Source organism: Mesorhizobium sp. Arg314, from assembly GCF_053714275.1.
This window is the reverse complement of sequence record NZ_JBSKBP010000019.1, coordinates 45302-69931: the sequence shown is the minus strand read 5'-3', so window position 1 is coordinate 69931 and position 24630 is coordinate 45302. Positions and strand designations below refer to the sequence as shown.

Sequence of the window (24630 nt, the reverse complement as noted above, 5' to 3'; positions counted from 1 at the left end):
TTTCGTGTCCGGAGGCGAGCATCGATTGGCGATGGAGCGGCTGAACCCGATTCCCATTGGAGCGCCGATTCAATCGCGTAACGAAATGCTCTAGGGTGCATGGCGAATCACAAAGCCGCCCGGCAAGGAGACGGTCATGGACCGCGTTCTCGTTCGGCTGATCGCCGCGACCTCGTTTCTGGCTTTTACGCTGCTTCCGGCACAGTCGGAGCCGAGGCACGGCATAGCCATGCAGGGCGAGCCGGCGCTGCCGCCCGATTACCAGCATTTCGACTACGTCAATCCGGACGCGCCGAAAGGCGGAAACGTCACCTATTGCGTCGTCGGCTCCTTCGACAATCTCAACCCGTTCATTCTGAAAAGCCTGCGCACCACGGCGCGCGGCATGATCGATACTGTTTACGGCAATCTCGTCTTCGAGCCGCTGATGCAGCGCAATTACAACGAACCCTTCAGCCTCTACGGACTGCTGGCCGACAGCGCCGACATGGATACGGAGCGCAAGAGCATCGAGTTCCATCTCAATCCCAATGCCGAATGGTCGGACGGCCGGCCGGTCACGCCCGAAGACGTGCTGTTCACCTATGACGTCTTCGCCGACAAGGGCCGCCCGCCCTACAGCGACCGCATGAGCATGATCGCCAAGCTCGAAAAGACCGGCGAGCACAGCGTGAAATTCACCTTCAATGATAAGGCCAATCGGGAATTCCCGTTGATCGTGGCGCTGACGCCGATCATCCCCAAGCACACCTTCGACAAGGAGACTTTCGACAAGACCACGCTGAAGCCGCTGATCGGCAGCGGTCCCTACACCGTGGATAAGGTGCTGCCGGGGCAGCGCATCGTCTTCAAGCGCAACCCGAACTATTGGGGCAAGGACGTCCCGTCGAAGCGGGGCTTTGATAATTTCGACCAGATCACCATCGAGTATTTCCTCAACGCCAACGCCAAGACGGAGGCGTTCAAGAAGGGCATCTGCGCCCTCGACGACGAGACCGATCCGGTCAAGCGCGAGCGCGACATCGACTTTCCGGCCTTCCGCCGCGGCGATGTGAAGGAAGAATATTTCAACACCGGCATCCCTCCGGTGGTGACCGGCTTCCTGTTCAACACCAGGCTGCCGAAATTCGCCAATCCCGTCGTGCGGCGCGCGCTCGGCATGCTCTATGACTTCGAATGGGCGAACAAGAACCTGTTCGGCGGCAAGTTCAACCGCACCATGAGCTACTGGCAGAATTCCGAGCTTTCCGCGCTCGGCCATTCAGCCGACGATCGCGAAAAGGCGTTGCTTGCGCTCTACCCCGGCCGCGTGCCGCCCGACGTTATGGACGGCACCTGGCGGCCACCGGTTACCGACGGCTCTGGCCAGGACCGCAAGGTATTGAAGGCTGCCTTCGAATTGCTGAAGAGCGCAGGCTTCCGCGTGCAGGACGGTAAGATGCTCGACTCTCAGGGCAGCCCCTTCGGCTTTGAGATCCTGACCTCCTCGCAGGATGAAGAGCGGCTGGCATCCATCTACCAGCGCACGCTGGAGAAGATCGGCATCGACGTCGGCATCCGCACCCTCGACGGCGACCAGATCCAGTCCCGCAAGCAGCGCTACGACTTCGAAGTGCTGATCGGCACCAGCGGCTTCAGCAATTCGCTGTCGCCCGGCAGTGAGCAGCTCGGCCGCTGGGGATCGGTTGCCGCGAAAACGGAAGGATCGTTCAATCTCGCCGGCGTCGCCGATCCGGCTGTCGACGCCGCGATCGACGCGATGCTGAACGCCCGAGCCAAGGAAGACTATGTCGCGGCGGTGCGCGTGCTCGACCGGCTGCTGATCTCAGGCAACTACATGGTGCCGATGCAATACAACACACAGCAGTGGCTTGCTTACTGGAGTTATCTGGAACATCCGCAGAAGACCCCCATATTCGGTTATCAGCTGCCGGCCTGGTGGCGAAAGCCCAACTGACGCAAGCCCAACCCAATCGCGACCAAACAGGAGACGAGCATGAGCGCCGAGAACTCAATCACCGTCGATGTTGTGTCCGATGTCGTCTGCCCCTGGTGCTTCATCGGACAGAAGCGGCTGGACAACGCCATTGCCGCAGCCGACGTCGAAGTCCATGTCCGTTGGCGCCCATTCCAGCTCGATCCGACCATCCCGCCGGGCGGCATGGATCGCCGCCAATACATGCTTGGCAAGTTCGGCAGTGAGGAACGCATCCAACAGATTCACGCACGCATCGAGCCGCTCGGCGAAGCCGAGGGAATCCATTTTGCGTTCGGCGCCATCAAGGTCGCTGCCAACACGCTGGATGCCCATCGCGTCATCCGCTGGGCGGGAGCCGCGGGTGAAGACGTGCAGAACCGGCTGGTGCGCCGCCTGTTCCAGCTGAATTTCGAGAAAGGCGCCAATCTCGGCGACCATGCCGTGCTGGCCCAGGCCGCCGGCGAAGCCGGCATGGATGCATCGGTGGTCGAGACGCTGCTGCCGACCGACGCCGATGTCGAGGCCGTCCGCAACGAGATCGCCACCGCCTCGCGCATGGGCATCACCGGCGTGCCCTGCTTCCTGCTTGAGGGCAAATATGCCGTGATGGGCGCGCAGGATGCCGACACGCTTGCCGACGCCATCCGCCAGGTCGCCCAGGCCAAGGCGCGCGGCGAGCTGGAAACCGCGAGCTGAGTGTTTCCTTCCGCGCAATCGCGGAAGCCGCCGCACGCTTTCCTGGAATTACGCGCCTACTTCACGGTCACCTTGGCCTTGCTGAGGAAGCGACCTTCGAAGGAAAACCCTGGACGGCGTCTTTCACCCTGGCACAGACGATGCAAATGGCCGGCAAGCCGATGCTGAACCTGTCGGGGACCGAGCAGGGGTCGCCGACCATGACCTTCAATTCGATGCTGGAGTTGAAGGATCCGAACGACCTTGCCGGCAGCTATCCGCTCAAGACCGGGTCCGCCGCGAACAGCGCCAACTTCAACATTCTCGATTCCGGCGCCATGGTCGGCCATGTCCGTTTCGGCGGCAGTGAGATCGTCATCGACAAATACGACGCCGCCAGCAAGACAATTTCGGGTCATTTCAGCGCCTCCGGAAAAGACGAAACGGACAAGCCTGAAGAGCTCACTGACGGTAGATTTTCGGGCATTCCGGTCACCGCGCAGTAGCCATCCCGACCCGCGGACACCTATTTTTCGTTCACAAACCCGTGTCTTTTGCTTCCCCAAGGGAAGGCCGCCGCCGGCCGGCGCAATCACCTCTAACGCTCTGGAATAAAAGGCGAAATCAGCGCGATCGACGCCTCCTTGGCACAGCCTTTCTGTTGCCCTCGCGCCACGGCGGGTAACCGTGTTCACATTCGCCGGCAGAAAATTAATGGAAAATGATCAATTGGTGTTACCTTATGTAACATAACTAAAAAGGATTTGGGCGGGATCGTGATTCGGGTCGGCAGACCGCGACGTACAGTACCGGAGCAAACGACCAACGAGGCAAAGACCTCGTCCTCGACGCCGGTATCGTCGATGCGTACATTCTGGGGGCTGATGCGAGCCTACTGGTTCTCCGACCGGTGGAAGGAAGCCTGGACGCTCACCCTCGTCATCGCGCTCCTGACCGCTCTGTCCAGCAAGGCCGGCGTTTGGTTTGCCGTGGCGCTAGGCGAGCTGGGCAATTCGATCGCCTTCCTCCATGATGCCGCCAACACCCACCCGCTGGAAACGATTCTGACCAATGCCGGCATATTGGTGCTGCTGGTTGTGCTGAAGGACGCCGGATTCACCGGCGTACGCAATCTCGTTTCAACGACCTTGCATCGTAAATGGCGCGGCTGGCTGAACGGCCAGTTCAACCAGGCCCTTCTCGACGGCAACCATACGCATTTCCATGCCCAGCATGGCTCGGCGGCCAGTGGTATCGTCGCGCCTGATAACATCGACCAGCGCATCCAGGAATCGATCAAGGACATGACCGGCGGCGCTATCGGTCTGGCCATAGGCGTGCTGGGTGTGGCGACTTCGCTCTATTTCATTGGCGAAAACCTGATCGGGTCCTCGGTCGAGGTCAAAGGCCTGGAATTCCTGGGCAGCTACGGCACCGCGGTGCTGGCTTTCCTTGCCGTCGCAATTTACGTGCCGCTGAACACCTGGATCGCGGTCAAGCTCGGACGCCTGCTGGAGCGGCTCAATGTTCGCATGCAGCAGGCCGAAGGCAGCTACCGCAGCGAACTGATTACATTCCTGCGCCGCAGCTTCCACGTAGCCGCCTCGCATGGCGAGGGCGTGCAAAAGTCAATGCACGACCGGCTCTATGTCGATATCGACAAAACATGGAGCCGGCTCAACGTCGTCAACACCAGCTACACGTCGTTCGAGCTGATCTACAACTTCGTCGGCGCCCGTATCGTTGCCTACGCTCCGGGCCTTGTATCGTTCATCCACAACCGCCTGGACTACAAAGGCTACATCACCGGCTCCGAAATGGTCGCCCAGTTGATCAGCCAGTGCTCGTGGTTCATCCATGTGATGCCGGCTATCGCAACGCTTCGAGCCAACAGCCAGCGTGTGACCGAACTCGCCAATGCCATCGAGAACGTCCAGCGTCCGCAGGAATTCTATCAGCAAACCGGTCGCTCGGACTTCAGCTACGCAACGCAGAACCCGGTGTTCGGCCTGACCATCCAGAAACTGGAACTTGCCCATCAGGGCGAGGACGCAACGCCCTTCCTCGGCGCCGCCAATTTGCGCTTCCGCCGTGGCGAGTGGACCTTCCTCAAGGGCGAATCCGGTTGCGGCAAGACTTCGCTGATCAAGGCGATCAATGGCCTCTGGCCTTATGGCCGTGGCACCATCGTGTTCCCCGAAGGCGTGACGAATTTCTATGCCGCTCAGGAGGTCAAACTGCAGCAGGTTTCGCTGAAGCAGCTCGTTTGCCTGCCGGGCTCCGAAAGCGATCACAGCGACACGCAAGTGGCTGCGGCGCTGCACAAGGCCGGTCTCGGCGACTTCATCGAACACCTGGCCGACGAGAGCCGCGAAGGCAAGATCTGGGACCAGGTGCTCTCGGGTGGCCAGAAGCAGAAGCTGGTGGTCGCGCGCATCATCCTGCAGCAGCCGGGGCTGCTCTTCCTCGACGAGGCGACCGGCGCGCTCGATCCCGAGGGCAAGATTGCCTTCCACCAGGCGATCAAGGACAATTGCCCCAATGTCACGGTGATCAGCGTCATGCACGAGGCGGTGCCACCGCGCTCACTCGCTGGCGAGGAATTCTATCACAGCGTGGTTTCGATCGCCGATGGCATCGCCACCAAGAAGCCGCTTGCTCCCAGCCTGCCGCGCGAACTCACCACCATCCTCGCCCAGCCGCGGCCGGTCGAGGACAAGTGGCTGCGCTTCCGCCGGCTGAAGCAGAAATAGCAATCAGGCCAAGCTTTTACCTGCTCCATAGCTTGGCTGCGGCGGCTGCCGGTCACAGTCTCGCGATCCGACCTCCCCTCACCCGATTTCCGAGCTTTTGACGATTGACTCGACAAAAAGCGCTCCTATGTTGCGCCCGTTCGCAGAATTCAACTCGAACCCGCGAGCAGAAAGGTCAACCCGCCATGCCTGGCGACAGTCACAGTCGAACGCAACCGCCGTCCGCCCTGACGTGACCTTGACGGCTCACGTCCTGCCGGACGGCAAGGAGTGAGCCATGAACGAATTCGCACCCGTACTGGACGACGAAGCCGTAGCCGTCGCCCGTGTTCTTGCCAACGATCACGTCGCCGACGTCGTCGAAGCGCTCAACCACGAACCCCGCGAGACAGCCATCGAGCTGCTTTGCGCCGTGCCGTTCGAGCGGCTGGTCGAGATTTTCGACCAACCGGAGCTCGAAGCAGCCCCCGCGCTCGCGGAAGCCCTGCCGCGCCCGAAGGCGAGCAAGCTTTTGACCGCCATGTCGGTCGACCGCGCGGCCGATATTCTGCGCGAGCTGGATGAACCGGCCCGCTCGGAGCTGCTTGGCGTGCTTGCCTCGTCGCTGCGCGCGACACTGCTTTCCATCCTGGGATATCCGGAGGGCAGTGCAGCATCGATCATGACGACGGAATTCGTCAGCGTGCCTTCGGATTGGACCGTTGGGCGCACGCTCGACTACATCCGCAAGGTCGAGCGCACACGCGAAACCATCTATGCCATCTACATCGTCGACCCGGAGACGCAGCTTCTGCTGCGCTCGACCGGATTGCGTCGGCTCATCACCGGCGATCCGGAGGATTCGATCCTGTCGGTGGCGCCCGATCGCATGCCGGTGACGGTGACGCCGCTCACCGATCGCGAGAACCTGGCGCAGACTATCTCCAAATACGACCTGCTCGCACTGCCGGTCGTCGACCACGGCAGAATCCTCGGCATCGTCACCGTCGACGACATCATCGACACGATGATCGAGGAAACGACCGAGGACGTGCATCGCTTCGGCGGCATGGAGGCGCTCGACGAGCCCTATATGAAGATGGGCTTCCTCGCCATGATCCAGAAGCGGGCCGGCTGGCTCTGCGCGCTGTTCCTCAGCGAGATGCTGACGGCCAACGCCATGCAGAGCTATGAAGGCGAGCTGGAGAGGGCGATCGTGCTGACGCTGTTCATCCCGCTGATCATGAGCTCCGGCGGCAATTCCGGCTCGCAGGCGACCTCACTGGTCATCCGCGCGCTGGCGCTGCGCGAAATCGGCTTGGGCGACTGGTGGCGGGTGGCTTTGCGCGAGCTGCCGACCGGCCTGGTGCTGGGCTCGATCCTTGGCGTCGTCGGCATCTGCCGCATCACGCTGTGGCAGTATTTCGGCTTTTACGACTATGGCCCGCACTGGATGCTGATCGCTGCAACGGTGGGAGCGGCACTGATCGGCATCGTCACCTTTGGCTCGCTGTCGGGGTCGATGCTGCCATTCGCGCTGAAGCGCATCGGCTTCGACCCGGCGAGCGCCTCGGCGCCGTTCGTCGCCACCCTGGTCGATGTCACTGGGCTGGTGATCTATTTCTCGGTCGCGCTGGTGATCCTGCGCGGCACGCTGCTTTAGGCCTCGGGCCTGTCGCCGCCGGCATCGATGCGCCGGCCGAAATCGGGGTCGAGCGGAGCGGCAGACATGGTCAGTTCCAGGGCCAGGTCTAATGCATGTCGCCCAGAAGTGTGCAGCGGTTCTGGGACAACGACATGCATCAAAACAAAGACTTAAGCGCGTCGCCTGAATCCGGTTCAGCGCGACGCGCTTTAGACGCGTTCGCCGTTCTTCACGCGATAGGTCGGCTTGTACATCGTCACCAGTTCCTCGGCCGCCGTCGGATGCACGGCCATGGTGCGGTCGAAATCGTCCTTCGTAAGCCCAGCCTTCAGCGGGATGCCGAGAAGCTGCGCCATCTCGCCGGCGTCCGGCCCGAGGATATGGGCGCCCAACACCTTCCTTGTCGAGCCGTCGACCACCAGCTTGATCAGCATCTTCTCGTCACGGCCGGACAGCGTGTGCCGCATCGGGCGGAAGGATGCGCTATAGATCTCGATGTCCGAATACCGCTTGATCGCGTCGTCTTCCGACAGGCCGACTGTGCCGATCTCCGGTTGCGAGAACACGGCTGTCGCAATGGTGTCGTGGTCCGGTGCGGTCGGATTGTTCTTGAAGGCGGTCTCGATGAAGCACATCGCCTCGTGGATGGCGACCGGCGTCAACTGCACGCGATGGGTGACGTCGCCGATCGCCCAGATATTGTCGAGGTTGGTGCGCGAATATTGGTCGACCACGATCGCGCCCGTCTTGCCGAGTTCCACGCCGACGCCTTCGAGCCCCATATTCTCCGTGTTGGGGATGCGACCGATCGCGAGCATGACCTGGTCGACCGTCAGTGTCTGGCCGGAGGACAACAGCACATCCAGCCTGCCCTCGGGCGTCTTGCGCACCCACTCGGAAACCGCCGGACAAAGGATCTCGATCCCCTTCTTCTCCATCGTCTTGTGCAGCGAGCGGCGCAGATCCATGTCGAAGCGGCTGAGGATCTCCTGGCCGCGGTAAACAAGTGTGGTCTCCACGCCCAAGCCATGGAAAATGTTGGCGAATTCGACGGCGATGTAGCCGCCGCCCTCGATCATGATCGCCTTTGGCAATTCCTTGAGATCGAAGGCCTCGTTGGAGAAGATGCAATATTCATGGCCGCTCAGCGCCGGATGCGCCGCCGGACGGCCACCGGTGGCGATCAGGATCTGGTCGGCGCTGACAGTGCGATCCTCGGCAACCAGATAAACGGCATGCCGGTCGACCAGCACGGCGCGCGAGTGAAACGTCTCGCCGCCGGAGCCCTCGACATTCCTCTTGTAGATCGCTTCGAGCCGCGCGATTTCCTTGTCCTTGTTGGCGACCAGCGTCTGCCAGTCGAAGCTCGCCTCGGGCACCGTCCAGCCATAGCCGGCGGCGTCGGCGAAATGTTCGGGAAATTGCGAGGCATAGACATAGAGCTTCTTCGGCACGCAGCCGCGGATGACGCAGGTGCCGCCGAAGCGGTACTCCTCCGCAACAGCGACGCGCTTGCCGAGTGCCGCCGCCACCCGGGCCGCCCTCACCCCGCCCGAGCCGCCGCCGATGACGAACAGATCATAGTCATAACCGGCCATCGCGACGGGCTCCTGCGGATGAGAAAGACCGGTCACAGGTAGGCTGCAAAACGGCAAAAGAAAAGCCCGGGGAAACCCGGGCTTTGTGGTCCAGCGGCCGTCGACCGATTTGATACCGATCAGTTCGCCGAATTGTCGGCGGGAGCCGAGCCATCTGCCGGGGCCGAATTGTCGGCAGGAGCAGAGCCATCGGCGGGCGCGGTGGCGTCCGGAGCCGGCGCTGCCGGCGCCGCGGCCTTGGCGGCGGCCGCAAGCGTCTCTCCGACCTGCTGCGCGAGATCGCGGGCAAGGCCGTTTTGCCAGATGTCGGCGGCCTTCACCAGGTCGCGCGTCACCGCGGGGCCATTGTCCAGCAGCTTCTTGCCTGCATCGGAGCTGTAGAAGGCGGCGATATCGTTGAGGTCTTTCTCGGAGAACACCTTGGCATAGGCCAGCGCGGCTTCCTTTTCGAGGTCGGCGCGCCGCGAAGCAAGGCCGAGCGCCTTCTCGGTCACGGTCTTGCCGATCAGCTCCTGCATGTCGGGGTTCTTCTGGATGAGCTGCGCCTGGAGCGCGCCGGCCGCCTGCGGCAGGATGTTGTCGAACGAGTCCGTGGCGTGGATAGCGGCGACCGCCGCACGCGCGGCCTTCAGGTGCGATTCGCTGACATCCTGCGCAAACACCGGCGAGGACAGCGCAAGGACGGCCGAGGCCGCCAGAAACATCGAAAGGCGACGAACTCGTTTATGCAACATCATGGTCGATAGAACTCCCTGGTTTTCGGGCGGCATGGACGGTTTGGATGCCGTCGCCGCCGGCGATGACTGCCGTTGACGCCAGCCCGATGAAAAGACCGTGCTCGACGACGCCCGGAATGGCGAAGAGAGCATTCGAAAGCGCTCTTGTATCCGGAATGCGGCCAAAAGATGCATCGAGGATAAAGTGGCCGCCGTCTGTAACAAATGGCTGGCTTCCCGTCATCCTCAATGTAACCGGGCCGGAAAGGCCGAGCTTTGCCGCGGCGGCGCCGATCGCGATCTCGGTAGCGCGCAGGCCGAATTTGTTGACCTCGATCGGCAGGGGGAACCGGCCGAGCGTCTCGACCATCTTGGACTTGTCGGCAATGACGATCATGCGATCGGACGCCGCCGCGACGATCTTCTCGCGCAGCAGCGCGCCGCCGCCGCCCTTGATTAGGGTCAGATCCGGATCGACCTCATCGGCGCCGTCAATGGTGAGGTCGAGTTCGGGCGTCTCTTCCAGCGTCGACAGCGGCACGCCGAGCTCGCGACAGAGGGCCGCGGTGCGCTCGGAGGTCGGTACGCCGATGACCTTAAGGCCGGTCGCAACCTTCTCGGCCAGCAGCCGCACGAACTCTTCCGCCGTGGTGCCGGTGCCGATGCCGAGCCGCATGCCGCTGCCGACATGGGCAAGCGCTGCCCGCGCGGCCTCGACCTTCAATTGCCTTGCGTCCATGGGGAGCCCCGATTTCGCCGGTTTCGCGCGCCTCCTAGCATTTTTGCCTCTCCCGTCAAAGGCTCCCCGCCAAAGGCTTTGTGGACCGATCGAGGCTTCTTGCCTGAACCGGACCCACCCTGTATCGGCTGCGGCAACGCAACTGCTGCAGGACTGCCCATGACCCGCCCGATCATCGTGTTCGACCTCGACGGAACGTTGGTCGACACGGCACCCGACTTGCTCGACAGCCTCAATCACAGCCTGGCGGCAAGCGATCTTGCCGCCGTCGACGAGGCAGGCTTCCGGCGCTTCGTCGGCCATGGCGGCCGCGTCATGATCGAACGCGCGCATGCCGCGCAGAACAAGGCACTGTTGGCGCAAGAGCACGACCGGCTGCTGAGACTGTTCCTCGACCACTACACGCTGAACATTCCCGGCAAGTCCCGCCCTTATCCCGGCGTCATTGCCGCGCTCGATCGATTCCAGGCCGCCGGTTACCTGATGGCGGTCTGCACCAACAAATATGAAGCCAATTCCGTGGCGCTGATCGGCGCTCTAGGCCTGTCGAACTACTTTGCCGCGATCTGCGGCCAGGACACGTTTGCCTTCCGCAAGCCCGACCCGCGCCATCTGACCGAGACGATCAGGCTGGCCGGCGGCGATCCGGAAAACGCCTTGATGGTCGGCGATTCGCAGACCGACATCGACACCGCCAAGGCCGCCGGCATTCCAGTCGTCGCGGTCGATTTCGGCTACACCGACCGTCATGTGCGCGAATTCGAGCCCACCCTGGTGGTTTCGCATTTCGACACGCTGACGCCGGACCTTGCCGAGAGGCTGATCGCGGCGGCGCGCTGAGCGACCGCTCGGATTAGGCCGCCAAGAAATCCGCAAACCGATCCGCGGGATAAGGTTGGCGCATCGCCTTGACTTCGCGCACCCGCCTCCCTTATATCGCGGCTCGCTTTGGCCTTCGGGCCCAGGGCGGGCGATTAGCTCAGCGGGAGAGCACACCCTTCACACGGGTGGGGTCGCAGGTTCAATCCCTGCATCGCCCACCATCCAACATCTTGAATATGTTGGATGATCTGGCTCAGGAAACTCTCGAGCATCGCTGTTGGCGTGGTTGGGCATGGACACATGCCAACGCCTTAGATCAGCCCCCGTCTCACATTCATGCGCGTCACGGCCGTCACCAGGATGGCGCCGGTCATGAAGTAGAGCGTGGCGATGATGTGGCCTTGATGGAAATGCAGCCCGGCAAACAGCAGGGCCGTGACCACGGCAAGGAAGGCGATGACGCGGGAGAATGCATCGGGCATGGGGCGGCGACCTACGCAGTAAGTTGAACGGCCGCCCTCATTCGGCCGATTGCTCCATAGATCGGTTTTCGATTTTTCGCAATCGGCCCGGTGGCGAGATTCGCGACTCTCAAACCAGATCCACCTCGACCCAGAGCCCGCCCTGTCCTCGGGCAGCATCGCGCGGCACGCTGCGCACGGCCAGGATCGAACCGGACGGCGCGGCAAAGGCGGGCTTGCCGTTCTTGTCGGCCAGCCACGGATCATCGGCGCGGATGACGCGGCCCTTGGTCTTTGTCTCGAGCGCGGTCAGGATGCCGTCATAGGGCATCTCGCCCCAGTGCACTTTCACCGCGTCGACCTTGTTGGTCGGGATGAAGGCCGACAGGTCGGCGCTCGTCAGCAGATCAAAACCCTGTTTCTGCGGCGTGGCGTTCTGGCTGCCGTGATGGGCGACCTTGAGATAGACGGTGCGCGCCAGCAGATCGGCTGATGTGACGGTGCCCTGCCCCACCGGCCATTTCAGGTCCTTCCAGCTCAGCCAGTTGCCGATCTGGGCGTCGCCCGGGAACAGCAACACCCGGCCGCTGTCGATGAATTCGAAGGCAAGCACCAGGCTGGTGTTGTTGACGCCGCGATCGACCTGCAAGGCAAGGTCGGCGGCGATCCCCATCCAGTCGGCGTCGATGCGCCGCCAGGACTGGTCGCGGTCTTCCATCGAGGCCGCGGCCGAAACCGGCCCCGAATAATGCTTGCGGACATAGGTGCCGACGTCGATGGCCGGGTCACTGCCTTTGTCGCCGTTCAGCGCCGCGGAAAGCGGCGTGCCGACATTGCGTTCGAACGGACTGAGTTCATCGACATAATTGGCGTCGGCCGCGTCGTTCATCTTGAGGCCGCTCGTCAGCGCCCGCGCGAACGGGCCGCCGCTGGCCAGCGGGAACATCTCGCTCGCCTTCTCCTCCAACCGCAGTGCCGCCTTGTCGCGCGGCGGACCGAGCACATAGACGCGAAGGTTGGGCAACCCGTCGATCGACACCGGCGGCCCACCAGGTTCGAAATAGGTCGGTGACGGTTTTCGCGACAGCCTGGCCGCCGCGTCGCGGGCCGAACGCACCCTCTCGCCGGCGGCGCCGAACTGGAAACCGAGCACGGACTGCAGGCCGTCGCGGACGCCGGCCATGTAGGAACTGAGCCCCTGCATCCCGTCGAGCTTCTGGCCCGCGCCCTGCAGTGCCGCCAGTGCCTGGCCCTTGAACTTGTCGAGTTCCACAGCCTCGGCGTCGGCGGGATTCTCGGTCCATGCCATCCAGACATCGGCGACGACGAAGTCCTTGAAAAGGTCCTTCGCGGTCAGGAAGCCGGAGACATGGTCCCAGTGCTCGTGCGTGACGACGAGAACGTCGATCTTGCCGCCGGTCTCTTTCCTGAGGTCGGCGACGATGTCGCCAACCAGCGTCGGGCCGCCCGTGATCGAAACATGGATGCCGCAATCGATCAGCATGCGGAATGGCGTTCCGTCAGGCTTACCGAACGTGAGCAGATGGCAATCGCCGATGCCCTGGCAGTAATGCCGTATAGTGACGCCCGATGCCTGTGTCGCCGCGGGAGCCGTTTTTGCCGGCCTCGTCCTGGTCGCTGGCTTTCTAGACATGGTCGTCATCTCCGTCGCTGGCATGCAGCAAGGCAAAGGGCTCCGATACCTCGCCGCCGAAATAGAGTGCCCTGAGCGGCGACAGATAGTTGGCCGCCATCGTCCCGGCCTGACGCTTCTGCCGATCCGCGCTGCCGGTATTCTTGATGATCGAGTAGCGGATCTCCTCGAAACCCTCGCGCGGGTCGATGATGATCGTGGCGCCGCCGCGGAACCAGAAGAAGCCGTCGCCCTTGGCCACGCCTTGCGGCATCGCCATGCCGTCGAGCGAGACCGGGATGCGCTGCTGGATGACCGCTATGACCTCGACACGAAACGAGCCATCCGGCTCGACGCGGCGCGTCGGGCGCACGCTGTAGATGTCGAAGGTCGTCTCGCCTTTCTTCGGCGCATGCATGACCGTGCCGTCCTCATTGTAGCGCGGCAGATCGGGCAGCAGGCCGAACTGCTGGTAGAGGTCCGGATCGGAGGCGAAGGCCTTGTGCATCGCCTTCCACAGCGCGTAGCGGTTCTTGTCGTTGAGCGCGAAGATCTCGGCCCGCTTCAATTTCTGGTTCCAGCCGAGATCGATCTTGCTAAGCAGCCCCTTGAGCCAAGCCGGCGACGGGTCTTCCGGCGCGCTCCAGGCGAGCGTCTCTTCCGAGATGGTGCGCACGTCGCGTGGCAACAGCTTCCATTTGCGGAACGATTCCAGGAAGGCCAGGCGGTAGTGCAGCGGGTCGTCGGGGTAGGCGTCGCGGTCGGCGGAGATCAGCGCGCGCAGATATTCACCAAAGGTGATGTCGACGGCCGGGCAATAGTCGAGCGCGCGGATGCACATGGTCAGCATCTGCCTGGCGGTCTTTGCGACCTCGTCGGTCAGGCGCTCGACCAGGCTCGGATGCAAGGTTCCCGCCGGCAGGATACCGGAGCCGCCGGTGGCAAGCTGGATCAGGTCGTCTGTCCGCCGGTCGGCGATCGCCAGGAAGGCCTGGTATACGGCGAAGACCAGGATCGAGCCGCGGTCATGGGCCTCGAAGGTCTTGTCGTAGTCGATATCGGCCATGCCGGCGCCGCCATATTCGCGCAACGGCCCGGCCCTGCCGCTGCCTTCGCCGAACTGCTTGGCGATGCCGGAAAGCAGCGAGGCGGCCGACAATTCGCCCCTCGCCTTGCCGATTTCGAAGCTGACCAGCTCCTTCAGCGTAAAATGCTGGAACAGCGCTACGATGTCGGCGAAGGCCTCGTGGAAGGCCGGAACGTCCGGGTTGGACGCTTCCTGGAAGCGGCGATGCAGCCCGTCGAGCAGCGCGTGCGACATCTCATGCGCGACAATATCGCTGGACAGGCACGAGAACACCGTCGTCCCGGGCGTGGTGACGTCGCCCTCATTGCTGGTCGCCGGGAAATAGCCGAACAACAGCGCCTTCTTTTCCGGGCTGTAATAGGCATTCTCGGCGCGCAACGCATGCGGATAGATGCGCAGGCGCGGCACATAATGCGCCTTCACCGTCATGTCGCCGCTGCGGCCGGGAGCCTCGGCATAGTGCGGCGCCCACAACGCCCGCCGGCCAAGCGAACGCTCGAAATGGCCGATCGTGGTCATGGCGACCGCGTAGACCATCTGCTGGTGGAATTTCGGATTGCCCTCAGAAGGCGGCAGGCCGTCCTGCGCCAAAAGCACTTTGTCGTTGAGATCCACCGGGTCGTAGACGCGGTCGGACGCAGGGTCGACATCGACCACTTCGAGATATTCCCCGATCGGGCCCGGCAGCAACGGCCTGTCGGTCGCCGGCTCGTCATCCCACGGCACTGCAAGCGTCGCCTGGTAGACCGAAATCGAATCCAGCCGCTTGGCGACCGATGGATCGAGCGCGTAGATGCGCAGGCGCCGTTGCGGCGGCGGCAGCGGGTGTGGCTTACGCCTGACGGCCGGCGCAGGGCCAATGACCGGCGCGGCAACGGCCGCGCTGACGCCCGGCCGGCCGAGCCACCCTTCCAGAAAGGCCTTGAGCGGCTTTGACGGATTGCCCTGGTCGAGCGCCGCTTCGAGGTAGCGGTTGCGCGCCGCGGCCGAAACCTTGTCCGGATCGCCATCCGGGTCGGCGATCGCCTGTTCGATTGCCGCCGTGCCTTGCGCCATCTGCGTCAGCTCCAGCGCAAACATCATTCGCTGCCGAAGCGTCGCCGGAGGTGGCGCCGCCAACGAGTTCCCTCCGGTCAGCAAGTCCAGCCAGCTCCATGTGTAGGTGGCGGGCGCGAGCTTCGTCAGACTGCTCGCCGCCGGCGGGAGGAAGTCCAGCGCGTCGAAGGCCCGCAACACGCCCTGCCCGATCTTCTCTTTTGTCTCCGCCGCATTCATCTTGGCCGTCGATTTCAAGGCCTTGGCGAACAAGGCCTTGCGTACCGCCTCGATGCGCATCCACGGCTGAGGATAATTCTTCACCACGTCCCAATGCTCGGCCAGCCAGAGAGCGGCGGCGGCGGCGACCTGCGGCGTCGCTGCCGACGTGCCGCTGCCGTCCATGTCGACGATCTTGCGACAGTCGATCTCGGCCCAGGGCACGTTCGGCGTGTAGGCTCCAATCGCCGTGTCCATCTTCGAAGGCGGCCCGTAATTGCCTTGCATGGTGCCGAGACTGAGTCCGGCATAGGCGCGCCCGTCGCCCATCACGCCGCATGCCGCAAGCACCCGGTTGCAGCGCGCGGGATAGACGATGCTGCGTGGCGTGATGGTGAAATTATTGCCGGCTGCCGTGACCATGACGACGCCGTGGTCGTAGGCAAGGTTGACGGCGTCGACCAGAGCCTGCGAGGCGAGACCGCCCATGCTCATCGACAACACCTGCGCGCCCTGCTGGCGCGCATAGTCGATGCCTTGCACCATGGTGCCGGTGGTCAGCCGCACCACCCAGTCGGCGATGCGCACCGGCAGTATCTTCGCCGTTGGCGCGCCGCCGACGTAATCGTTGAAGCCCGGCCAGTGCGGCGAGGTGCCATCGAGCTTGTTGCCGGCAAGCAGGCTGAGCGTGCCGGTGCCATGGCCACGGTTGCTGGTCAGCGTGCCGGCCGGAGCGTGGTCGGTCGCATTGTTCGGCCCGGTCCCGTCGTCGACGAAATTGCGCTGCTGGGCTGCAAGAAGCGCGGCCGGAATGGTTTGGTGGCCCGGATCGAAACCGGTATCGAGATGGGCGATGGTGATGTTGGCCTGCTTTGCGCCCACCTTGTTGCGCGCCGCCGCGAGCTGGCTGAAGTCCGGCGCGGCGTTCCAGGCGACCCTACCCGGTACCGTCGCCTGCCCACCGCTCGGGTCCTGTTCGTCGAAAGTGCATGCCGGAGCCGCGCTTGCCGCCATGCCGCGATCGCCGCCGCTGTCCTTGTAATCCCATTGCTGCAGGATATCGGGTTCGATCGCGAGCACTTCGGCGCCCGCGGCCGCCAGGGCCGGATTCTGGGCGACAACGTCGTGGGCGTGGTCCCAGGGATTGTCTGAACCGACGGCGTCCGTCGCCAACCGCAGCCAGGTGGCGCCGCGATCCGCGGCCGCGGCCGGACTTGCGGCGGCGCCAGGCGGCAGAGTGAGTATCGGTTCGGCTTCGATCCCGCCAATCCGGGGCGGCCCGCCTCGCACCGAGAGCCCCGCGCCGTCGCCACGAACCTTTACAAGGAGTCCCCTCGCGGCTGCCATGGCGTGCCCTCCCCCAACGGGAACCATGGCGCCGACCGTCCGCTGCAGTCAAGCCAAGGTTCCTGCCATACTTCGATTAATCTCTTTGCCGACCAGGCAATCATGCCGTCTTCAAAGCAAAGATTGGTCGAGGCATGAAGCATACATTTCTAAAACAACAATCGCTCCGCCCGATACCCATATCTGTGAGCGCCTTCACATACGCCAAACAGGGTTTGCGCGCAGATATTGCAACGGAGGCACCAACGGCTTGAGCTGACTACAGTGTGCGAAGACTGCTTCCGGACTGCAATGGACGCGGTTTCTCAAGAAGGAATTTTGATCACCTAGCCATTTTCAGATTTGCTGTCTGCGCGCTGGGTACCTCCCACCCAAGCGCGCGGACGGCGTTCTCGAAGGATCGGCCCGTGCCCGCCAGTGCGCCCGGTCTCCTGATAGTTTGCCGGCTTAGCCATTTTCGACGCGACAGGCGTGACATTCGAATTTCCGTCAGCCACCCGCCGAACTCGGTCAGCCACCACAGAAGGAGACGACACTTTGATCGAGCACGCACTTGTCCTACAATTTCCGCTTAACGAGAGGCGGAATCGTATCATGGCTACAAACGGCGCGGACGACAGGAACCTGCCGCGCCTGGCGCGGATCGACCCGCGCCAGTTCGACCTGCTGTTCGGCGGCTGCAAGCTGGAGCGCTATGCCGCCGGCCAGCACCTGTTTGTCCAGGAGGATGCCTCCGACCGCATCTATGGCGTGATGAGCGGCACCGTCGAGATTTCGATCTATTCGCCCGGCGGGCAGAAGCTGGTGGCCAATATCGAGCTGTCGCGCAGCCTTGTCGGTGAGATCGGGGCGCTGGACGGGCGCCCACGCACGGCAACCGCCATCTGCCTCACGGCATGTGAGCTGGTTTCGCTAAGCCGGACGCAACTATTTGATCGCATAGAGAAAAACCCGCCTCTTGCACGAGCGATGATCGAATTGCTGTGCACGCGGCTGCGCTGGGTCAGTGGCGAGCTGGGCGACCAGGCCTTTTTCGGCATCGAGGCCCGGCTGGCGAAGCGGCTGGTGTTCCTGAGCGGCGTCATGGCCGACTCCGCCGGCTGGATTCCGATTTCACAATCGGAGCTCGGCGAGTTCCTCGGCGCGACGCGCGAATCGGTCAACAAGACGCTCAACGACTGGCGCAACCGGCAGATGATCGCCATCAAGCGCGGCGGGCTGCGCATCATCAACGCCGCCGCGCTGAACCATATCGCCGATTCGCAGGACGACGACTGAGCAATTGAGCTCGGCGACTTCGCCGTAGCTTGCTCGGCGACTTCGCCGTAGCTTGCTCGGCGACCCCGCCGTAGCTTCCTCGGCGACGTCGCCGTGGCCTTCCGTCGGTTCGCCGATTCCGCGAAACGATAAACTGCCCTGAGCGCCCTCGATCAGAGCCGCGAGATCAGAAAGCGCAACGCCGAGCGGCTCGGCATGAAGAAATAGCCGCCGCCTTTCGTGGTGACGAACTGCGGCACATCCTTGAGCACGGTGACCTTTTCCCAGGAAGGGATCGAGAACCGGCCGCCGCCGCCTCGCGCGCCGATCGTCGGATCCGTCTCGCCTACCAGGCCCTGGAAGGAATTCGATGAGACCCAGGTCTGCTGGATGAACTCGTACTGGCGCTCGATATCGGCGTTGAGGCACATGAAGAGCAGGCCCTTCTCGGTCTTTCCGCCCCTGTCCTTCTTCTCATAGGTGCGGCCGACGCGCAGGATGCGATGGCGCTTGCCGATCCTGATCTGTGTCTCGCGGTCCTCTCCCAGCGAATCGCGCGGGTTGGAACGGCGGACGTGCGAGCCGAACGGACAGGCATGCCCTTGCGGATCCTCGGCGCCGAGCGCGAAATCATTGTCGACGCCGCGGCCCGGGCGTCCGCTCGGATTGCGGACCAGCGAGCTGCCGTCCTGCCAGCGGCCGAGCATCTTTGCCGCCACCCAATGCGGCGTGATGGCCCCGTCACCGGTCTCGTCGGCCACTTGAACGGCGGCCTTCCTGCAATAATCGTCGAACAATTCGACATGCTGCTCGAACTGGCGCACCACGAGGAAGGTGCCGTTGCGGCCGAAATCGCGCGGCGGAGGCGGCTGCCCCGGTATCTGACGGTTGCGGCGTACCTGCGACAGGATGCCGGTGCGGTCCAATGCCGCCTCGACCGACGGCGAAGCCGGATAGAAGCCGTGCTCGTCGCGATAGCCGAACAGGAACTCGCCCGGTGCGAGCAGATGCATGGGCGCGGCTCCCTTGGCGGCGCGCGCCGTCCCTCGAACGACCGGCTGCGAGACACCGTCGACGAAGCCGAAATGCTCGACTGCCCGCTTGCCGTCGCGCCGCACCATCAGCGGCAATTCGGCGGCCACCGACATTCCGGCGCCTGTCGTCTGTCGCTTCATGGCCGTGATCTCGGCCTTCAACGAGGCCGTCGTCTCGGCATAGCAGACGATGACGACGTCGACGGGCTTGTCGGGCGAACCCCATTGCCATTTGTCGGGAGCGTCCGGCCCGGTGTCGTTGAGGATGCGGCTGCGCCCGGGCGTTCCCATGCCTTGGCGGAAGGCGACCGGGAACGTATCCAGCGGCTGGTCGTCGACGCCACCTTCCAGTCCCAGCCGACGCAGGCCGCTGGGGCCGAACGCCACGGTCATGGCGCGGCCGGCGGGCACGCCGTCGCCGAAGCTGGTTTTGTCGATAGCAAAGTCGAGCCATGCCCTGCGCTTCGTTGACGGCAAACCTTCCGGCACCTGGATGGCTAGCATATGCGCCTGACCGAGCGCGCCGAAGGGCCCGAAGAAGATGGATTGGATTTCGCCTGATTCCAGCTCTTCGAGCGGCAAAGACGGAGGTTCAGGCAGGCTGGTCGCGTCCACGGGCCGTGCTTGCGGACGCGGCAGGGAGCCAAACAGGCTCAGCCAGTCGCGCGCCTCGTTGCCGGTGGCCGAAGCGATGCCACGCCTGATCCTGGAGTTGATGCGGATGCGCGTGGTGTTGAGCTGCGGATAGGCGGTGTACCAGAACAGCGTCGGCACCTGCTGGCGCCGCGCCCAGCGCTTGAAGCGATCGCCGTCGCGCGCGCCGTCGAGGAAGAGCCAGCGCGTGCGCGGATAGCCTTCGGTGTTGCTCCACACGCCAGTCAGGCCGGCCGAGGCCTTGGCAATGAAATCCTCGAGATAGCTTTCCCAACTGCCTCCATAGTTGGAGAAGAACACCAGCCTGCCTGTGCCGGGCAGCAGCACCCAGCGGGCGAAATGAATGGTGTTGATGGTGGCGAGGAAGCCCGGTTTGAACACTTTCTGCGCCGATATCGAGATCAGATAGAAGGAGAACCTCAGCGCCAGCCGCCGCAAGATGCCCGCCTTCATCGTCGAGATCGCCGTCAGGTTATTCTGCGCGGTGTGATCCTCATTGGCGAGGATCTTTTCGAGTGCGCCAATGTCGACAGGCGTGCTTGCCGGCTGGTCCTTGTCCTCGAGCCGCCGCAACGCCAGGAAGCAAAGTCCCACGAACAGCGCGAGAATGGCCAGCAGGCCGAGCACCGAGAGCAAAAGCGAGGCGCCCGCAATCACGATGTTGGTGAAGGTAACGCCATGCGGATTTCCGAATACGAGCACATAGGTCATGCGCCAAAAGGCCAGAACGACGATCGCGACGGTGGCGAACATCGCCGGCGTCAGCAGCGTCGTCGTCAGCGCCCGCGACCAGTGGCCGGTTGGCCTTTCCAGCAGGCTTTCGGCGGGCTCGAACGCCCAGCCGAATTGCCCGAGGCAGCGGACATGCCGGCGCGCCTCGGCAAGCACATCCATCGCATTGCCGCTGCCCGCGCGCGGCTTTTCGGCAATCTCGCGCACGCTGTCGGCGAGTCTGGCCTCGGCAAGGATGCGGCGCACGGAATGCCCCGGCGTGCCGGAGAAAACCAGCCCGGCGGCGCTGCCGAAGGACGGCGATATCTCGATGTGGTTCTTCTTCAGGAAGTCCTCCAGCGAGCCGCCGTCCGGCAGGCCGCACACGTCCCTGAAGATCGGCCGCAGCCGGTGACCGATCGATTGTGCCACGGCGGCAATGACATCGTCGGTGCTGCCGTCGCCGGAGATTTCGAACACCAGCGCACCGGTCTCGATCCCCGATTTCTCGTCCTTGCCGGTGGGAGCGACGGCCAGGCTGGTGAAATGAATGGTCCCGACCTTGTCGAGCGCGGCGCGGAGCTCGCCGATCGCGGGATTGCCGAGGCCGGCGACCTTGTCGCGCACGGCATCAAGCGGCATCGGGCAGGTGATCGGGCAGACCACCGTCACCATCGACTGGTCGGCGGTGCGGCAAAGCGGCGAGCGTTCGAAATCGACCTTGAGGCTTGCCGGATAGGCGCCGACATTGACCGTCTTGCCGGCCCTGCCCCGCGCGCGGGCCAGCTTCGGTTTGCCGAACAGGGCGCGGACGCATTCGCCGATCTGGATGCGGGCGATCTCGGCGCCGATGCACAGATGTATGCCGTGACCGAACACCATGTAGTCGCGATGCGGGCGCGACGTATCGAACTCGTTCGGCCGCTGCACGATCTCCGGATCGAACATCGCCGAAAGCGTGGCCGGCATCACCACCGTTCCGGCCTTGACCAGGCGCTCGCGGCGGGTGCCCTTGCCGATCACCGCGTCACGCCTTGTATAGCGCCAAGGGCCGATCCAGATCGGCTTGAAGCGCATGGCTTCCATGATCGCCCGGTCGAGCTTCCCGGTCTCGCCGGCCGCGATTGCCTCATCCACGGCCTGCCGCGCATCGGTTCGCGACAGGATCACATCCAGGCAATTGCTGCCGGCAAGCACATTGGTCGGCACGAAGCCGGCGACCATGCCGAGCATGATGGAATGGATGTCGGGCAGCGACAGGCGTCCCTGGTCCATCAGTGCGACGAGACGGGCCAGCGGCCGGTCGCCCTCGCCTGCCCTTTCCCTGACCGCGGCGATCGAGCGGTCTATGACCTTGATCAGCCGGTCGCCGGCAACCACCGCAAGCTGGCGCGTGGTGGGATTTGCCGTCGGATCGGAAAAGAACAGCGCGCTGAGCGCGATAGACCAGTCGGCGAACTCGCTTTCATCGTCGATCTCGAGGCCGAAATAATCGCGGCAGATGCGCACCGGCACGATCTTCATCAAACCGGCGATGGCATCGAAGCCGGGGCTGGCGCGGGTCATGATGTCGCGCGAATGGCGCTCGGCGATCGGCCTGACGGTGGCTTCGACTTCCGCCGGCGGAAAGGCGCTCAGCACCGCCGATTTCATCTGCCGGTATGCGGCGCCGTCCTGCATGCCGAGAATGAAATTCGAGCCCCGGGCCAGTTCGGCCATTTCCGGCCCGTAGGGCGTCTCGAACTCGTCGCCGCGTTCCAATATGTCGCGAACATCCGCGCCCTTGGTGACGAGCAGGAAATTGCCAAAGCCGAGATTCGGCCAGAAACGGCGCAGCAGCGCCAGCAGCCAGCGCGGATCGCCGAGAAGGAAGCCGGCGATGCGCGAAGCAATGCCGCCCTTGGAACGCAGCCGGTCGATGTCGAACGGCGGCATCTCGGCAACGGGACGCTGGCCCTTCTGGGCGGCCCGGACAGCGGCGAAGTACTTCAATGTGATCATGGCGTTCAAGCCCCCCGGCTGTCCACGTCAATGCGATGCCGGCATCTTTCTGGCCTAGGTTTGCATCGGTCCGGCGTATGTGAATTCGTTCACAGTCATTTGTTGTCGACCCCGGCAATCATGCGGCTGACTTGGCCCGATCGAAGTTGGCGATCAGAAAATTGTTCTTGGCAGGGTCGACGAACGGTATCCAGCGTATCCTCTGCTCGGAAAAATCGGGATGCCTGGTCATGAAAATGGCGAGCTCCCGCGCCGCCTCCTCGCGCCGGCCGCCGCTGATCAGGGCGCCTATCTTCAGGAACCTGGCGTAAAAGTAACCTGGCGACAGGTTGAGCGAGCGCTCGGCGGTGGCGATCGCGGCCGGCCAGTCCTCGACGAAGCAATAGGCGGCGGCCAGTTCCCCCAGATTGTGGAATCGATAGAGGTCGAACGGGCTCAACCGCTCTGTATCAAGGAAGAACGGTATCGCGCCGGTCGCATCGCCAAGCAGCAGATACGCGCTGCCCATGGCCGAGCGGGCGAAGGCGAAACTCGGATTGATGTGGATCGCCTCGGTGAGGTGCTCGGCCGCCAAAGCCGGAAGGCCGCGCATGATGTCGGCGGCGCCGAGATAAGCATGCGGACGCGCATCGAGGCTGTCCATCAGAAGCGCCTTGCGCGCAAGAGTCTCGACTTTTTCCAGGTCGTCGCTATCGCCGAAACGCAGCCAGGCCCGCCAAAAATACCACCATGCCAGCTCGTTGAGCACGGCACTCGAGTTCGGATCGTCCCGGTAGGCTCTGTCGAAGAAGTCGAGGGCGATTTCGGTATCGCGACGCGTGCGCCTGTTCATGTGCCAGCGGCCGCGCCTGACCAGTTGCCACGTTTCGAGGCTCTCCCAAGGCACCTGGAAGGTTCGCGCCTGCTCGGCGCGATCGACCTCCTTGTCGAGGATGGAAACGATCTCGCTGCCGATCTGGTCGCGCAGGCTGAAGATGTCGACAAGGTCGCGGTCGAAGCGCTGCGACCAGACCAGGCGCCCGTTCGAGGTGTCGGTGAGCGACGCGTTGAGACGGATCTGCCCGCCATAGCGCGCCAACGTGCCGCTAACGATGTAGCGCGCGCCAAGCGCGTTGCCGATGAGCCTTGTGCCCAGGCTGTCGTCGCGAAACTGGAAGCTTGAACCCTTGGCGATGACCGAAAGCCAGCGCGTGTTGGAAAGGCCGTAGATGATGTCCTCGGCAATACCGTCCGCCATATAGCCGACGTCGGGTTCGCTTCCGTTGCCCTGGAACGGCAGCACCGCGATTGCCGGGGGACCCTTGGCGACCGGCCTGTAGTGGCCGGGCGCGGTGGGGACAGTCACGAAGGAAGTCGCCGCGGCAGGCCCGTTGCCGCTGCGGCCGGCGATCAGGACCTGCACCGGCAGGGCGATGTTCTTCAGGCTGAACTCGCCGAGATCGGTGAAGACCGCCGCCGTCTTGTCCTTCACGTGGTGCCATGTCGTCGCCGAGATGGCGACGCCGTCATGCGGTGCGAATTCCTGAAGCCGGGCGGCGATGTTCACGTCGTCGCCGTAAAGACGGCCTTCGCGGACAATGACGTCGCCGGTGTTGATCCCGGCGCGAAACGGCATGCGCATGTCTTCGGCGACCGCTGAATTCAACGCCACGATCCGCGCCTGGAAATCGAACGCCGCCCGCAAGGCTTCGATCGGATTGCCGAATTCGGCCATGATGCTGTCGCCGGCATCGCCGAACGTGCGCCCGCCGAATGCGCCGCAACTGTCGGCGATGATGTCGCGCCTCTCCTCGAAGGCGGCGACGGCCAACTCGTCGTCGATGCCCATAAGCCTCGAGAACCCTACGGCGTCGATTGAAATGATTGTCGCAAGCTGACGGGTATAATTCCGTTCAGCCATGATCGAGCCCCCAGTCCCCCGCTTCAGTCCAAACAGGCGACCTGTGCTCGAAAACACGTCGCCGCCCGCCGACGGAACTCCTCGGCAGGCCAGCGCGCCGTTGCCACCCTGTTATGGCGAGGACTCTATCAGGGTCTTGCCGAAAGCTCTACTACGAACAGCTAATATGACGAATTCTCGATCCGGCGCATGGTTAGTCATTCGTTACATTAAGAGGCACATCCGCCTCGCAATATTACCTATTGAAATCGCCCGCTCTTTTGCCCCAAGCAATGCTGAATTGATTAGCGCCAGGCGAAGGTCGACTGCCTCAAGGCAAATGCCTCGAAATGCGTTGTTCTTACGCAACGGAACCAACCTGCCTGCGTGCGAGTTTCTCACCGCAT

At 63.5% G+C, this 24630-nt stretch carries 15 protein-coding genes and 1 tRNA gene; 8 read left to right on the top strand and 8 right to left on the bottom strand.

Annotation, left to right across the window (positions count from 1 at the left end):
- Positions 1-136: 136 nt before the first annotated feature.
- The 5 genes from ACWGS9_RS20670 (at position 137) to mgtE (ending at position 7048) form a co-directional block, all read left to right on the top strand.
- Complete coding sequence (locus ACWGS9_RS20670; RefSeq protein WP_454506976.1) at positions 137-1957, top strand: extracellular solute-binding protein; 1821 nt, start codon at positions 137-139, stop codon at positions 1955-1957.
- A gap of 39 nt (positions 1958-1996) precedes the next feature.
- Positions 1997-2674, top strand: coding sequence for a DsbA family oxidoreductase (locus tag ACWGS9_RS20665; protein ID WP_454506975.1), 678 nt, complete (start codon positions 1997-1999; stop codon positions 2672-2674).
- A gap of 146 nt (positions 2675-2820) precedes the next feature.
- Positions 2821-3159: a hypothetical protein gene (locus ACWGS9_RS20660; RefSeq protein ID WP_454506974.1), complete on the top strand. Its 339-nt coding sequence runs from the start codon at positions 2821-2823 to the stop codon at positions 3157-3159.
- Between the two features lie 357 nt (positions 3160-3516).
- Complete coding sequence (locus ACWGS9_RS20655) at positions 3517-5406, top strand: ABC transporter ATP-binding protein/permease (protein WP_454506973.1); 1890 nt, start codon at positions 3517-3519, stop codon at positions 5404-5406.
- Positions 5407-5683: 277 nt separating this feature from the next.
- Positions 5684-7048 carry a magnesium transporter gene (mgtE, locus tag ACWGS9_RS20650; protein ID WP_454506972.1) on the top strand — a complete coding sequence of 455 codons (1365 nt, stop codon included), beginning with the start codon at positions 5684-5686 and terminating at the stop codon, positions 7046-7048.
- Between the two features lie 191 nt (positions 7049-7239).
- Here mgtE and gor read toward each other — a convergent pair whose 3' ends face one another.
- The 3 genes from gor to rpiA form a co-directional block, all read right to left on the bottom strand.
- The gene (gene gor / locus ACWGS9_RS20645) at positions 7240-8628 is read right to left on the bottom strand and encodes a glutathione-disulfide reductase (RefSeq protein ID WP_454506971.1); all 1389 of its coding nucleotides are present in this window, start codon (positions 8626-8628) and stop codon (positions 7240-7242) included.
- A 119-nt stretch (positions 8629-8747) separates the two neighbouring features.
- Positions 8748-9365, bottom strand: a complete 618-nt coding sequence (locus ACWGS9_RS20640; RefSeq protein ID WP_454506970.1) for a DUF2059 domain-containing protein — start codon at positions 9363-9365, stop codon at positions 8748-8750.
- Entirely contained in the window at positions 9352-10083 is a 732-nt protein-coding gene (rpiA, locus tag ACWGS9_RS20635; protein WP_454506969.1) for a ribose-5-phosphate isomerase RpiA, read from the bottom strand. Before rpiA ends, ACWGS9_RS20640 begins: the two co-directional genes overlap by 14 nt.
- Positions 10084-10242: 159 nt before the next feature.
- Here rpiA and ACWGS9_RS20630 point away from each other — a divergent pair, with 159 nt between their 5' ends.
- Both ACWGS9_RS20630 and ACWGS9_RS20625 read left to right on the top strand, forming a co-directional pair.
- Complete coding sequence (locus ACWGS9_RS20630; RefSeq protein ID WP_454506968.1) at positions 10243-10923, top strand: phosphoglycolate phosphatase; 681 nt, start codon at positions 10243-10245, stop codon at positions 10921-10923.
- A 128-nt stretch (positions 10924-11051) separates the two neighbouring features.
- Positions 11052-11126, top strand: a tRNA-Val gene (locus tag ACWGS9_RS20625).
- A gap of 90 nt (positions 11127-11216) precedes the next feature.
- Here the strand turns inward: ACWGS9_RS20625 and ACWGS9_RS20620 are convergent.
- The 3 genes from ACWGS9_RS20620 to ACWGS9_RS20610 form a co-directional block, all read right to left on the bottom strand.
- Positions 11217-11387, bottom strand: coding sequence for a hypothetical protein (locus ACWGS9_RS20620; protein WP_181164840.1), 171 nt, complete (start codon positions 11385-11387; stop codon positions 11217-11219).
- Positions 11388-11496: 109 nt separating this feature from the next.
- The gene (locus ACWGS9_RS20615; RefSeq protein ID WP_454506967.1) at positions 11497-13020 is read right to left on the bottom strand and encodes an MBL fold metallo-hydrolase; all 1524 of its coding nucleotides are present in this window, start codon (positions 13018-13020) and stop codon (positions 11497-11499) included.
- Positions 13013-16687, bottom strand: a complete 3675-nt coding sequence (locus ACWGS9_RS20610) for a S8 family serine peptidase (RefSeq protein ID WP_454506966.1) — start codon at positions 16685-16687, stop codon at positions 13013-13015. Before ACWGS9_RS20610 ends, ACWGS9_RS20615 begins: the two co-directional genes overlap by 8 nt.
- A 594-nt stretch (positions 16688-17281) precedes the next feature.
- Between ACWGS9_RS20610 and ACWGS9_RS20605 the strand changes: the two genes are divergently transcribed.
- Complete coding sequence (locus ACWGS9_RS20605) at positions 17282-17965, top strand: Crp/Fnr family transcriptional regulator (RefSeq protein ID WP_454506965.1); 684 nt, start codon at positions 17282-17284, stop codon at positions 17963-17965.
- A 152-nt stretch (positions 17966-18117) separates the two neighbouring features.
- On the opposite strand, the gene ACWGS9_RS20600 is transcribed toward ACWGS9_RS20605, so the two are convergent.
- Together ACWGS9_RS20600 and ACWGS9_RS20595 are read right to left on the bottom strand one after the other, a co-directional pair.
- Positions 18118-22344 carry a cytochrome P450 gene (locus ACWGS9_RS20600; RefSeq protein ID WP_454506964.1) on the bottom strand — a complete coding sequence of 1409 codons (4227 nt, stop codon included), beginning with the start codon at positions 22342-22344 and terminating at the stop codon, positions 18118-18120.
- 118 nt (positions 22345-22462) lie between these two features.
- Positions 22463-24244: an adenylate/guanylate cyclase domain-containing protein gene (locus ACWGS9_RS20595; RefSeq protein ID WP_454506963.1), complete on the bottom strand. Its 1782-nt coding sequence runs from the start codon at positions 24242-24244 to the stop codon at positions 22463-22465.
- Between the last annotated feature and the right edge of the window lie 386 nt (positions 24245-24630).

Bases quoted from the DNA above. Each gene is read 5' to 3' on its own strand.
- mgtE (WP_454506972.1), top strand. From the start codon at position 5,684: ATGAACGAATTCGCACCCGTACTGGACGACGAAGCCGTAGCCGTCGCC.
- ACWGS9_RS20655 (WP_454506973.1), top strand. From the start codon at position 3,517: ATGCGTACATTCTGGGGGCTGATGCGAGCCTACTGGTTCTCCGACCGG.
- ACWGS9_RS20610 (WP_454506966.1), bottom strand. From the start codon at position 16,687: ATGGCAGCCGCGAGGGGACTCCTTGTAAAGGTTCGTGGCGACGGCGCG.
- ACWGS9_RS20630 (WP_454506968.1), top strand. From the start codon at position 10,243: ATGACCCGCCCGATCATCGTGTTCGACCTCGACGGAACGTTGGTCGAC.
- ACWGS9_RS20640 (WP_454506970.1), bottom strand. From the start codon at position 9,365: ATGATGTTGCATAAACGAGTTCGTCGCCTTTCGATGTTTCTGGCGGCC.
- gor (WP_454506971.1), bottom strand. From the start codon at position 8,628: ATGGCCGGTTATGACTATGATCTGTTCGTCATCGGCGGCGGCTCGGGC.
- ACWGS9_RS20670 (WP_454506976.1), top strand. From the start codon at position 137: ATGGACCGCGTTCTCGTTCGGCTGATCGCCGCGACCTCGTTTCTGGCT.
- ACWGS9_RS20605 (WP_454506965.1), top strand. From the start codon at position 17,282: ATGGCTACAAACGGCGCGGACGACAGGAACCTGCCGCGCCTGGCGCGG.
- rpiA (WP_454506969.1), bottom strand. From the start codon at position 10,083: ATGGACGCAAGGCAATTGAAGGTCGAGGCCGCGCGGGCAGCGCTTGCC.
- ACWGS9_RS20615 (WP_454506967.1), bottom strand. From the start codon at position 13,020: ATGTCTAGAAAGCCAGCGACCAGGACGAGGCCGGCAAAAACGGCTCCC.
- ACWGS9_RS20665 (WP_454506975.1), top strand. From the start codon at position 1,997: ATGAGCGCCGAGAACTCAATCACCGTCGATGTTGTGTCCGATGTCGTC.
- ACWGS9_RS20620 (WP_181164840.1), bottom strand. From the start codon at position 11,387: ATGCCCGATGCATTCTCCCGCGTCATCGCCTTCCTTGCCGTGGTCACG.
- ACWGS9_RS20600 (WP_454506964.1), bottom strand. From the start codon at position 22,344: ATGATCACATTGAAGTACTTCGCCGCTGTCCGGGCCGCCCAGAAGGGC.
- ACWGS9_RS20595 (WP_454506963.1), bottom strand. From the start codon at position 24,244: ATGGCTGAACGGAATTATACCCGTCAGCTTGCGACAATCATTTCAATC.
- ACWGS9_RS20660 (WP_454506974.1), top strand. From the start codon at position 2,821: ATGGCCGGCAAGCCGATGCTGAACCTGTCGGGGACCGAGCAGGGGTCG.